The organism is Porphyromonas endodontalis (assembly GCF_052173515.1).
Taxonomy (GTDB): Bacteria; Bacteroidota; Bacteroidia; order Bacteroidales; family Porphyromonadaceae; genus Porphyromonas; species Porphyromonas endodontalis_A.
Window position 1 is genome coordinate 67,985 of sequence record NZ_JBQMYL010000007.1, and the last position, 12,100, is coordinate 80,084.

General features: G+C 48.9%; 12 protein-coding genes and 3 tRNA genes. 10 read left to right on the forward strand and 5 right to left on the reverse strand.

Annotated features, from left to right (window positions below):
* Positions 1–32: 32 nt before the first annotated feature.
* The 5 genes from pssA to ACTTHR_RS04910 all read right to left on the reverse strand — a co-directional run bounded on the left by pssA (position 33) and on the right by ACTTHR_RS04910 (position 5,178).
* Complete coding sequence (gene pssA, locus ACTTHR_RS04890) at positions 33–737, reverse strand: CDP-diacylglycerol--serine O-phosphatidyltransferase (RefSeq protein WP_442605389.1); 705 nt, start codon at positions 735–737, stop codon at positions 33–35.
* Complete coding sequence (locus ACTTHR_RS04895) at positions 737–1,405, reverse strand: phosphatidylserine decarboxylase family protein (RefSeq protein WP_311140577.1); 669 nt, start codon at positions 1,403–1,405, stop codon at positions 737–739. The genes pssA and ACTTHR_RS04895 overlap by 1 nt, the downstream gene beginning before the upstream one ends.
* 640 nt (positions 1,406–2,045) lie before the next feature.
* Entirely contained in the window at positions 2,046–2,624 is a 579-nt protein-coding gene (gene rbr / locus ACTTHR_RS04900; RefSeq protein ID WP_442605390.1) for a rubrerythrin, read from the reverse strand.
* 381 nt (positions 2,625–3,005) lie between these two features.
* The gene (locus ACTTHR_RS04905) at positions 3,006–3,800 is read right to left on the reverse strand and encodes a hypothetical protein (protein WP_442605391.1); all 795 of its coding nucleotides are present in this window, start codon (positions 3,798–3,800) and stop codon (positions 3,006–3,008) included.
* A 394-nt stretch (positions 3,801–4,194) separates the two neighbouring features.
* Positions 4,195–5,178, reverse strand: a complete 984-nt coding sequence (locus ACTTHR_RS04910; protein ID WP_442605392.1) for an NAD(P)-dependent oxidoreductase — start codon at positions 5,176–5,178, stop codon at positions 4,195–4,197.
* 357 nt (positions 5,179–5,535) lie between these two features.
* Between ACTTHR_RS04910 and ACTTHR_RS04915 the strand changes: the two genes are divergently transcribed.
* The 10 genes from ACTTHR_RS04915 (at position 5,536) to ACTTHR_RS04960 (ending at position 12,093) form a co-directional block, all read left to right on the forward strand.
* Positions 5,536–5,609, forward strand: a tRNA-Asp gene (locus ACTTHR_RS04915).
* 97 nt (positions 5,610–5,706) lie between these two features.
* A tRNA-Leu gene (locus ACTTHR_RS04920) sits at positions 5,707–5,788 on the forward strand.
* A 44-nt stretch (positions 5,789–5,832) separates the two neighbouring features.
* A tRNA-Leu gene (locus tag ACTTHR_RS04925) sits at positions 5,833–5,916 on the forward strand.
* A 147-nt stretch (positions 5,917–6,063) separates the two neighbouring features.
* A complete protein-coding gene (locus tag ACTTHR_RS04930; protein ID WP_442605393.1) occupies positions 6,064–6,552 on the forward strand; it encodes a ferritin in 489 nt (162 codons plus the stop codon).
* 133 nt (positions 6,553–6,685) lie between these two features.
* Positions 6,686–7,390, forward strand: a complete 705-nt coding sequence (gene mtnN / locus ACTTHR_RS04935; protein WP_442605394.1) for a 5'-methylthioadenosine/S-adenosylhomocysteine nucleosidase — start codon at positions 6,686–6,688, stop codon at positions 7,388–7,390.
* Between the two features lie 24 nt (positions 7,391–7,414).
* Complete coding sequence (locus ACTTHR_RS04940; protein ID WP_442605395.1) at positions 7,415–7,894, forward strand: S-ribosylhomocysteine lyase; 480 nt, start codon at positions 7,415–7,417, stop codon at positions 7,892–7,894.
* Between the two features lie 70 nt (positions 7,895–7,964).
* A complete protein-coding gene (locus ACTTHR_RS04945; protein WP_314941899.1) occupies positions 7,965–9,143 on the forward strand; it encodes a DNA polymerase III subunit beta in 1,179 nt (392 codons plus the stop codon).
* Between the two features lie 15 nt (positions 9,144–9,158).
* Positions 9,159–9,935, forward strand: coding sequence for a 3'-5' exonuclease (locus ACTTHR_RS04950; RefSeq protein WP_315075520.1), 777 nt, complete (start codon positions 9,159–9,161; stop codon positions 9,933–9,935).
* Between the two features lie 23 nt (positions 9,936–9,958).
* Positions 9,959–11,188, forward strand: a complete 1,230-nt coding sequence (gene coaBC / locus ACTTHR_RS04955; RefSeq protein WP_442605396.1) for a bifunctional phosphopantothenoylcysteine decarboxylase/phosphopantothenate--cysteine ligase CoaBC — start codon at positions 9,959–9,961, stop codon at positions 11,186–11,188.
* Positions 11,185–12,093: a DUF4835 family protein gene (locus ACTTHR_RS04960; protein ID WP_424038607.1), complete on the forward strand. Its 909-nt coding sequence runs from the start codon at positions 11,185–11,187 to the stop codon at positions 12,091–12,093. The genes coaBC and ACTTHR_RS04960 overlap by 4 nt, the downstream gene beginning before the upstream one ends.
* Positions 12,094–12,100 lie beyond the last annotated feature (7 nt).

The following is a 12,100-nucleotide window of genomic DNA, read 5'->3' on the forward strand; positions in this document are numbered from 1 at the left end:
AGTTCCCATACGACCACACTATTTGTTATTAATTAAAAGAAAAGACGATAGAGCGCTGAGCTGACAAGGTAGCTTACGACAAAAGGGAGCAACCCTGCCCATCCCAACAAACATACAAACAGTGTGCCAAGAACAAGCAAGACCAGTGCAATAGACAGAAGTACGCGATCTTTTTTCTCCGTTAGCGGAAAGTGTATCTTAAATGCAAGCAAAGGAATATCGGCCACTAGGTAGATACAACTTATCAATATCAAAGGATACACAATACTCAATAGGAGCGGAGTAGAGGGGTGAAATAGGGAGAGTGTAGCCACGATACCAATCCACAAGAGCGCATTGGCTGGTACCGGCAGCCCCAAAAAGGAGCTAGTTTGCCTCGTGTCATTATTGAACTTAGCCAAACGCAAAGCCGAGAATGCGGCAATCAGAAAAGCCGGAAGCGCCGCCCATATAGAGGGAGTTTCCTTTCCCAAATAGGAAAAAAGAAGAAATGCCGGAGCGACACCAAAGCTAACCACATCGCTCAAAGAGTCGAGATCTGCACCAATAGCACTCTGAGCATGGAGCAGACGAGCCACCAAGCCATCGAACAGATCGAAAACACCGGCTGCCACAATGCACCAAGCGGCGGCATTGCTATCCCCATTGACCAAGACCTGATAAATGGCAAGGCAACCTGCTATAAGATTAGCAAGAGTAATGCAATTGGGGATATAGTAGCGAATGCTCTTCATCATTATAGAGAGGGCAGTTTACCAATAACGGTAGTATTTCCTTTTACTTTTGTCTCCGGTGCTATAAATATCTCTGTGCCAAGAGGGAGATAGAGATCAATGCGCGAACCAAACTTAATAAAGCCCACAAAGTCGTTAATAGTACCTTCCTCTCCCACTTGTGGATAGGTAACGATACGTCGTGCAACAGCCCCCGCAATTTGGCGCTCCAGCACACGATGCCCCTGAGGGGTCTCTATTACCACAGCACTCCGCTCGTTTTCGGTACTACTCTTTGGTAGGAAAGCCTTGTAGAAATTCCCTTCCGTATGGCTTACGTGACGCACAACACCATTGCATGCAAACCAATTGGCATGAACGTCATAGATAGACATAAAAATAGAAACCTTGAGGCACTGTGCCTGCAAAATCTCTCCCTCATACACCTCTTCTATAGTCACGAGCTTACCATCGGCAGGAGCTACAATAATATCTTCTTGCCCTTCGCCCTCATTATGCCGATTGGGACTCCGGAAGAAATTAAACGCCAAACCCATAAGAGTAAGAGTGCTTACTAGTAAGAAAATAGGAATGGCAATATAAGGAGAAGTCAGGAATGCGAGAACGTCTATAACTAAGAATATAAGAAAGAAACTAATCAGGATTCCTCTCCCTTCGTGGTGAACTTTCATCAGTTGCCTATTGGTGTCGTTTGTATCTTTTGTGCTACCTATGGGCAGCATTAGCCCTGCAAAAATAGCTCATTCTTACCGATCCAGAAGCCTTTTGAAAGGATAAGTACAAAATTCCTCCCAAATAAACCCCCAAAATAACGATACTTATACATACAAACACAGCCCTTACTCCACCCCACAAGAGCGCAATATTTTTCTTTGACAAGGGCGCCTCACCCTACTTTTTAGCTCTCCCCGACCTCCCCCACCAAGTGGCACAAAGAGATCTCCCTTCTGACATAAAAAGTTGCCCCCCGGAGGTCAAACCACAGACGTAAGGAAGGATCCTTCGCTTTTTGACCACCGAGGGGGCAACCCCACAAACAAATAAAACGCATTGGCTCAATCCGCGTCCCTCAACTCGCACCCCAGTTAGGGATAGAAAGTGAAGGCAATACATGGAGCGGTATAGCTACCATGCGCTTTACGAAACGAGAGGATACAGGTTCCTTTTATCTCGTCTCTCAAATATGTCAATCCCCCATCTTTCTACTCTCTACTACCCCTCATTATATATAAAGGGGTGTAGGAGTTCTTTCCTAAGCAGCTCCGTATCTTGCTACTTTTCGTAGGGGCTTCTCCGCTTGAGAAGGAGTGATTAATAGTTCTGCTTACAGGGCTCGAAGTAAGCCTGCGGATGCTGACAAGCGGGGCACTTTGCGGGTGCCTTCTTCGAGGTAAGCACATAACCACAATTACGGCACTGCCACATAATTTCTTCTTCGCGAGAGAATACTGTTTCTGTCTTTACTCGCTCTAGAAGGATGCGATAGCGACGCTCATGTTCGGCCTCCACCTTAGCAATCTGGCGGAATGCTGCGGCAATTGCGGGGAACCCTTCTTCCTCAGCGATGTTTGCAGCCTCGGGATACAACACGGTGTGCTCTTCGTTTTCGCCATCAGCAGCGGCAGCCAAATTTTCCATCGTGGAACCAATAACACCGGCGGGGTACATGGCAGTAATCTCTACCATCCCACCTTCGAGGAATTTGAAAAACGTTTTGGCATGCTCACGCTCCTGCTCTGCAGTTTCGAGGAAGATGGCAGCAATTTGCTCATAACCCTCTTTCTTTGCAACACTTGCAAAGAAGGTATATCTATTACGTGCTTGAGATTCTCCGGCAAAAGAGGCAAGCAGGTTTTTCTCTGTACGAGTTCCTTTGATTGACTTTTCCATAGTCGAGTTCTTTTATTTGTCTGTTTTACACTTATTTCCTTGTGCAAAAGTAGGTATTAAATATTAGACGTAAGTCTATTTTATACCTATTTATAGGTAATCCGTATTCTTTACTAGTACAGAAATGTACTACACAAAAGACTCAAAAGAAGGCGACAGGACCTTTGTTATCGCTCTGCAGCCAAGTGATTAGTAACGAATTAACGAAGAGGAGCCCTCTCTTTTCATTGCGAATAAACCTCGGTATTAAGAATCGAATCCTCTCGTTTAGAGTACGCTGTCGGCACAAAACGCTACCACCCCCTTGCAATAAGAGAGTGGTAGATAACATGGAGCAGATAGTACTTCTACTCTACTAAAAGATGGATAACAGGGAATGCTTTATAGCCGTATAGAGACGCCCAAATTGAGGACTGCAAAAAGCCGAGTCCAAGCATCAATCGATTTTAATGTTTCATCACGGGGCACAAGACTATTGAGGTCTCCCTCTCTCAGGTTGGGAGAAGATAACCTAAGAGGTCCATTATAGAGGAACCCCAGATCCCCAAAGAACGATACCCTAGAACGTGGTACAGCAAAACCGTAGCCAACCCCAATATAAGGTTGTACCCAAGAAGGAGACGCAACGGAAGCGTTTATAGAGGCATCTTCGTCGGGTTGGAGAGTAAAAAGAGTCTCCCCATTCTCCTCTAGCCGAATTACAGGCATGTTCAACACTCCCTTTCTTCTCATCTCTTCGGCTACCGACTTACCCGTCTTGTGATCTACAAGCTGCACCGATCCGCGAGCTTGATAGCGACCTAGGAACAAACCAGCCGTTACCCTAAATGGATTTTTAAATGGATGATAGTCGAGAAGCAACTGACCTCGCACCCAACCCGACTTCATCTTGATATCCAGATCAACAGGATTCTCAAGCTTCTGCGCATAGGATGCAAAAGCTTTTACCTTATCAACATCCACTCGCGAAGAGTAAGACAGACTAGGCATTAAGCCAAGCCCTGCGCGGAGCGAGAGTTCGGGCATAAAGCAGACAGAGCCCCCTATCGTCAACCCCTCAGGAGCACCCAGGGTCGTATACAGGCCAAAGGAGAGAGGAGTCTTCTCTTGTGCTCCCGCCGAGAGGGCAATAAGGAGGGAACACACTACCGCTGATAGTCGTACTAAGATTTTCATGTGCAAACTGCTTTTAGATTTCTATTCCTGTGTGATTCTTTCCTTGCATCATCACTATGTAATGCACAGGAGGTATCAATTCCTATCGCAAATATACACTTTATATTCTGCACAGAGGCTCTTTTTCAGGAAAAAGTCTATAAGGGAACAACCTCCGGTCAGAATCTACAACGTTATAGGGTAGAATTCTTTCGGAAATAGGCTGATTAGGAGGGAGCATTCTGCCCGAAAAAGTAAAAAGTATAGGGCAGGAGTTCTGAAATTCTCAGCCTTCGTTTTGTGTCGTTTCAAGGGGCAAAAAAAGAACGCTCCCCTCTTCCTCCTTCCCGTCCATGGGGAAAATCAGAAGAGAGGAGCGCTACTTATTTCGAGCCCCTACGGGGAGAACTACCATCTAGGCAGGTCGCACTACATAAGCTACGGGGCGGTCTCCATCCACAAAGCCAAGTACATTATTCGTTAGCTCACGCGCCATCATAAGTCGCGCATCGTAGGTTTGCGTACCCACATGAGGGGTCATGACCACATTGTCTAAGCGGAAGAGGGCAGCATTGGGTTTGTCGGCATCTTCGTACACATCGAGGGCAACACCAGCAATTTTCCCGGAGGTAAGAGCCTCCACTAGGGCGTTTTCGTCCACCACTGCCCCACGGGCGGTATTGACGAGGAGAGCCGAAGGCTTCATCCGAGCAAGCCTATCGGCATCCACGAGATGGCGAGAACCCTCATTGAGAGGCGTGTGGAGAGAGACCACATCAGCCGTCTCAAATAGAGTATCCAGGTCGCAGTAGGACACCCCGAGCTTCTGCTCTATCTCCTCAGAAAGCCTATGGCGTTTGTAGTAGAGTACCCTCATCCCAAAGGCCTGACAGCGCACGGCCACACTTCGGCCTATGTTACCAAAGCCTACAATCCCAATCGTTTTACCGAGGAGATCAAGCCCCAATCGATCTAGCCTAGAGGGCTTGAGGTCTCTACCCATTGTGCGCAAAGTGCGATCCCACTCTGCCGTACGACGCGAAAGCGACAGCAAGAGGGCAAGGGCCAGCTCCGCCGTGGGGGCAACTACACTCTCGGGCGTATTGGTCACGGCAATCCCCTTCTCTCTACAATACTCAATATCTATATTATTAAAACCAACGGCATAGTTGGCAATTAGCTTTAAATTGGGAGCCTTATCGATAATCTCCCTATCGATGGGAATGTCGAATACCGAACAGAGGATGGTGGCCGAGGGGATTTGCTCCATAATCTCTTGCCGAGAAAAGTCTCGTCCGTGGGGAGGGCGCACAAGTTCAAAGCGCTCTTCAAGTTCTTCAAATCCCTCTTCGATGGTATCGAATGCCATGAGGATACGTTCTTTATGTCTGTCTGTCATATTACCAAGGTCTAATTGAATACGACTACAAAGATAACTTCCTTTCCCTCTTCTTGCAACGCAGCGAGAGATTAAAGGCGGGCGAAGATGAAAAATCTTCATACTCCCACAGGAAGATTCCACCGCCCCTCTAAAACTCTACAATCACACTATATTACAGAGACTTATGAATCAAACCACAAAAAATTGGCACATCAAAATCACTTTGGAAACAGAAAAATTTATCGCCGACTATTGCACAACTAAAAAAAAGCAGTACCTTTGCTGTCGCTTTCGAGTTGAGAGAGCGTTAAACGAGAACGGCAGAGGCTGTTCTACAGCTCTTGACAAAGACGGTCGGAGCACGCTTCGAGTTTTGGTGCGGTAGTTCAGTTGGTTAGAATACCTGCCTGTCACGCAGGGGGTCGCGGGTTCGAGTCCCGTCCGCACCGCGAAATACGGAGCAAGTGCTAGAGAATAAGATAGAAGTCGATTGTGTGCGGCTCTTTTCATTTGGGCCTAATGCCAAGAGAAGAGAGTAACAAAGAAGCCCAAGTGGCGGAATTGGTAGACGCGCTCGTTTCAGGTGCGAGTGTTTCGCGACGTGCAGGTTCGAGTCCTGTCTTGGGCACGACGACAGCTTTGAGGGAGACCTCATAAAACTTGAAACATTTTGCGCGAGTGGTGGAATTGGTAGACACGCTACTTTGAGGGGGTAGTGCCGGTTACGGTGTATGAGTTCAAATCTCATCTCGCGTACTTCCCTTTAAGCATTTATCCTTGATATTGAGGGTAGGTGCTTTTTTTGTTTCTATCCCCCTACGAATAAGAGCTTCACGCGCATTGAACCAAAATAAGGCACGTCTGTTTTATCAGTAGTAACAGAAAAAAAATGCATTTGAAGATATGAAAATCAACGAAAAAGTAACGAAAGCTATCGACCTACAAATCAACCGCGAGATGTGGTCTTCTAACCTATACCTCTCCATGTCTATGTACCTACAGCACAAAGGCTATGCAGGTATGGCTAAGTGGCTTATGGCTCAATCCAAAGAAGAGATGGAGCACGCTTACGACATGATGAACTTTGTAAACCGCCGCGGAGGCCGTGTGACCATTCTACCCCTAGAGGAAGTTCCCACAGAATTTGGCTCCGTAGCAGACACTTTCACACAAGTATATGAGCACGAATGCAAGGTAACGGCGTGGATCGAAGAGCTTGTTCAGATTGCATCGGCTGAGCGCGATATGGCTTCTCAAGACTTCTTCTGGAAGTACATTCGTGAGCAAGTAGAGGAAGAAGATACCGCTTGCAGCATCATCGATCGCATCAATCTCTCCAAGGAACAAAACCTAATTTTCTTGGACGAAGAACTCTCCAAGACGGGGCTTTAAGAAGCCCTTTTCTAGGGATTAAAGGATAAAAAAGAGTTTCTATACTGCCCATCATCTCCCTCTTACATGAGGCGTAGATGATGGGCTTTTTGTTGTATCTTTGTAATGATGGATACGAACAAGCCTTTACAACATGGGGAGTGCAGATAAAATACTCTTGGTGGCAGCTATGCCAAAAGAGGTGCAAGAGCTTCTCCCCCTCTTCTCAGAGCCCCCGAAAAAGGAGGTGTCGCCTCTTGGCTTCGAAGGTTGGCAGGGCACCACGCACAAAGGGCAATCTTTGCTTCTCCTGACCACGGGTATTGGCAAAGTCTCTGCAGCCGTGGCCACAGCGGAGGCGATTCGTTTATTCGCCCCCTCCCTAATCCTCAATATTGGGGTAAGTGGCACCCTCAGCACAAGTGTAGAGAGAGGCGATATCGTGGTGGCTAATTGGGTTTGCTATCACGACGTCTACTGCGGGACAGAAATCCCCTATGGGCAAGTACAAGGTTACCCTCTGCGTTATCCTGTAGAGACTTCTCTCGTTGAGAAATTCAGGGAGACAGAGGTTCCTTTCTATCTAGGAGGAGTAGCCTGTGGAGACCGATTTTTATCCTCCCCTGCCGAGTTCTCCTTTATCAAAGCCAACTTCCCCGACGCTCTCGCCTTAGACATGGAGAGTGCCGCCGTAGCGCAGACGGCCTATATCCACCACCTCCCCATGATGGTGATCCGGCTCATCAGCGACACCCCAGACCGCGCCGACGGCTATGTGCAGTACTGCCATTTTTGGAAAGAAGAAGCGTTTCGAACCGAGCGGTTTGCAGCCATCCATAAACTCATTAATGCAATCTAGTATAATCAAATACAAACCCTAAAAATGGAGAAGATACCTAGTTTTCAACTCGATCATATCCGCCTCAAGCGAGGCATCTACGTCTCCCGCAAAGACCGCTTTGGCGATGTGGTAATCACCACTTTCGATATTCGCATGAAGGAACCCAACCGGGAACCCGTGATGGGTGTACCCGAGTTGCATACCATCGAACACCTTGCAGCGACCTATCTTCGTAACGATCCCGAATGGCGCGATCGCATTGTTTACTGGGGACCCATGGGGTGCCTTACGGGCAACTACCTCCTCATCAAGGGAGATCTCTCCTCCCACGACATTTTGGATTTGATCCGAGCCACGTTCCGCTTTGTGCGCGATTTCGAGGGCGTAGTACCCGGTACCGAACCTAGAGATTGCGGAAATTGTCTCCTACACAACCTCCCCATGGCACGCTACGAAGCCGAGAAGTACCTTCGAGAAGTACTCGACGTGGCAACAGAAGAGAATCTTATTTATCCCTCCTAATCCCTAGAGAGCCTTCAAGAAAAATGGCTACTTTTGCCTACGAAGAATAACTATAGCAACAACCTCTGATATGCAGTTTAAAATAGCCTCCGGAGAGCTTTCGTCCCTCCTTCAGAACCAAAGTAAGGTAGTGCCCACCGTCTACAATGAGATGCCGGTACTCACCTACTTCCTTTTCGAAATACAAGACAATAACCTCTACGTAACAGGCTCTGACGGTATGATGCGAAGCCGCGGGGTACTACCCGTGATCTCCTCAGAAGGGAACGCAACCTTCGCCGTTCATCCCAAGGATATATTGGAATACGTAAAGGGATTGCCCGACCAGCCCCTCCTTTTCGACTACGAGGCAGAGACCTCTACCCTACTGATGACTTTCGAAGGGGGTTATATCCGTTTCGCAACGAGCGATGGAGAGCTTTATCCTAAGGACGACAAAGACAGAGAAGAGGCCGAAACGGCACACGTAGCCACCATGTCCGCCTCTGCCATGCGTCGTGGATTGGATCTGACAATTGGCTCTATGGCAGAGGATGCTAGGCGACCTATCCTTGCTTCGGTGTGCTTCGACTTCAAAGCAAAGTACCTTGCAATGGTAGCTACCTCTACCGAGATCCTTACGAAATATACAGACTCTACCGTGGTGGATCCCTCTATTGTGGAGCCGGCCGACGTGCGAGTACAATCGCCCTATCAGTTCTGTTTGCCCCAAAAGATGGCGAACTTCTTGCGCGCTCTCTTGGCGTCTTTTACAGATGAAGAGGTAACTCTCTCGCACACGGACCGCAAGGCGTTCTTCAAAGTTGGTAACATCGAGGCTTCTACTCGCCTCGTAGAGGGTCGTTATCCACCCTACGATTCTGTAATCCCTAGGGACAATCCTCACCGCATCTCCATAGAAGGGCGTCTGTTTGTACCTGCCATCAAGCGCATGAACTCCTTTATGAGCAGCCCCAATCATCCCCTAGTGATGCAGATGTCTATCGAAGGTAATTTGATGACAGTCAGCATGGATGTACAAGACGTGCGGCAGGCAGAGCAACGCTTCCCCATAGAAAACCCCTCTAACCTCAGCATGAAACTCCGCTTCAAGGTACATAGTTTCATTGCCCTTATCAATACAATTGAATCGAGCAACATCGTCTTTGAGATTGCCGATGCCTCTCGAGCTATGGTTATCATTCCCTCCGAAAACCCCAAGGATACGGAGCTAACCAATGTGATCATGCCCATTACTACGGCTCGCTAAAATTGCCTTTCTTCTATGGAACTACAGCTCAAGCGTCCACTTGTATTCTTCGACATTGAGTCTACGGGTCTCAGCCCCGAGAAGGATCGTATCGTAGAGATCTCCCTCATCAAAGTCTACCCCGATGGGCACGAAGAGGTGCGCACGCGGCGTCTCAATCCGGAGTGCCACATCCCCGAAGAGAGTACGGCAGTCCACGGCATTACCGACGATGATGTGCGCGATTGTCCCACATTTAGACAAGTGGCCAAGAGCTTGGCTTCTATGATTCAAGGGTGCGACATTGCGGGCTACAACTCCAATCGTTTTGACGTACCCCTCCTAGGAGAAGAATTTATCCGTGCCGACGTAGAGGTCGATTTCTCGCGCTGCCGTTTCATTGATGTGCAAACGATCTTCCATAAAATGGAGCGTCGTACCCTAGAGGCTGCGTACAAATTTTATTGCGATAAGGACTTAACCGAGGCTCACTCTGCCGAAGCCGATACGCGCGCCACGCTCGAAGTGCTCAAGGCTCAGCTCGACCGCTATCCCGAAGATCTGCAAAACGATGTTGAGTTCCTATCTTCTTTTACAATGCAGCAGCGGAATCTTGACTTGGCAGGACGCTTCGTTTACAACGAAAAAGACGAGGTCGTGATTAACTTTGGCAAGCACAAAGGCGTTCCTGTTGCCGAGGTGCTCAAAAAAGAACCGGGTTATTACGACTGGGTGATGAAGGCCGACTTCCCCGAAGACACCAAGCGGCATCTTACGCGCCTTCGCTTCAAACTTGCTTCCGAAAACAACTAATCAATCCCTCCATCAAGCCTTTTATGAGCCTTCAAGGTAAGCATATTGTTTTAGGCATCACGGGCAGCATTGCAGCCTATAAGAGTGCTACGCTTATTCGTCTTCTCATAAAAATGGGGGCCGAAGTGCAGGTCGTCATTACCCCTTCGGGCAAAGAATTTATTACTCCCCTTACCCTCTCTACCCTTACACAAAAGCCTGTAGTCTCGGAGTTTTTCGATCGCCGAGATGGGTCTTGGCACAGCCATGTGTCCTTAGGACTGTGGGCAGATCTCATGCTTATCGCACCGGCTTCGGCAGCCACCCTCGCCAAGATGGTAACAGGAGTTGCCGACAACATGTTGCTCACCACATATCTTTCTATGAAAGCTCCGGTCTGGGTGGCTCCTGCCATGGACCTAGACATGTATTGCCACCCTGCAACACAGAGTAATCTACAGACCCTCCGCGAGCGAGGAGTGCACGTCGTAGAGCCGGGAGACGGCTTTCTAGCAAGTGGGCTGGAGGGCAAAGGGCGTATGGAAGAGCCCGAGCAAATCGCACAGGCCGTAGCTCAACACTTTGAGGCAGAGGCGCAAGGATGTAAAGAGAATAGCCTAGCCGAGATGGAAGTTCTCATCACAGCTGGCCCCACCTACGAGCCGATTGATGCTGTTCGTTTTATCGGGAATTACTCCTCCGGACGAATGGGATATGCACTCGCTGCTGAGTGCTCTCGCCGAGGAGCCCAAGTTCATCTCGTCTCCGGCCCCTCCTCTCTGCCCGATCCTCAAGGGGTGCATGTGGAGAGAGTATCAACGGCTTGCGAGATGCTAGCCGCCTGCCAAAAGGTTGCAAACTCATGCCGCCTTGCCATCTTTTCCGCTGCCGTAGCGGACTATCGCCCCGAGCACAAAGCGGATGGCAAGATGAAAAGGGAAAGCACCGGCGCCTCCATGTCCCTCTCCCTTGTGAAGAATCCGGACATCGCCGCCACGCTGGGTGCCGAGAAAAAGGAGAATCAAATCATGGTAGGCTTTGCCTTGGAGACCTCGTCTGATCACGAGGAGGCAAGGCGTAAGATGGCACGTAAGGGCATGGATCTTATGGTGCTCAATTCTATAAACGACAGGGGAGCCGGCTTTGGCACCCCCACCAATAAGGTAACCTTGATTCCCCAAGAGGGAGAGCCCTTGGAGTGCTCCCTCAAGAGCAAAGAAGAGGTAGCAAAGGATATTCTCAACTACCTCACAAACCATTATTTGCAGCAATGAAGGTCGTCCGTCCGTTTCTGATTTTGCTTTGCTTACTGCTGGGAGCAAAACAAGTCTCTGCACAAGAGCTCAAGGCAAAAGTTACGATCAATACCGAACGACTGGGGTCGGTCAATGCCAGCCAGTTCGCAGAAATGGAACGCCAACTAACCGACATGCTCAACAATACGCGTTGGACTTCGCTACAATACTCCCCTGCGGAGCGCATCGAATGCGCCTTTGCCATTAACCTTACCGCCGTAGAAGAGGAGCGTAAGTACGCCGGAGAGCTTTACATCACAGCACAACGCCCTGTTTTCAACAGCTCCTACCAATCTCCTCTTCTCGTTTGGCGCGACCGTGAACTTAACTTCGATTACCAATCTTTCGACGTCCTAACTTATTCCCCTAACGACATAGGAAGCAACCTCATTGCCAGCATCGTTTTCTATGCATACTACATAATCGCTCTCGACCTCGATAGCTTCTCCCCCTTGGGAGGCAACGTGGCTCGTGACGAAATGCGGCAGCTCGTCAATATTGCCGGACAGGCAAGCACGGAGTGGAAAGGCTGGAAAGCCTACGACAACGACTACAACAGATACGCCATAGCAGAGGCCCTAAACGACCCTACTCAAGAGCCATTCCGCCAAATGTGGTACACCTATCACCGAAAAGGACTGGACGAACTTGTTGCCAACGTGCAGCGAGGGCGCACCACCCTTTTAGAGGCTCTTAACCAACTAGAGGAGGTCTGGAAAAACACGCCTCGCACTCCGCTTCTGATCCTTTTTTCCCAAACCAAACTTTCTGAATTGGTCAAAGTGGCAGAGAAAGCTACCGCCGAAGAGAAGCAAGCGGCCTACAAGCTCCTCAACAAGATATACCCCACAGAGGGTAATACGCTCGATGCACTCAAGCGTTAAGTTCCCT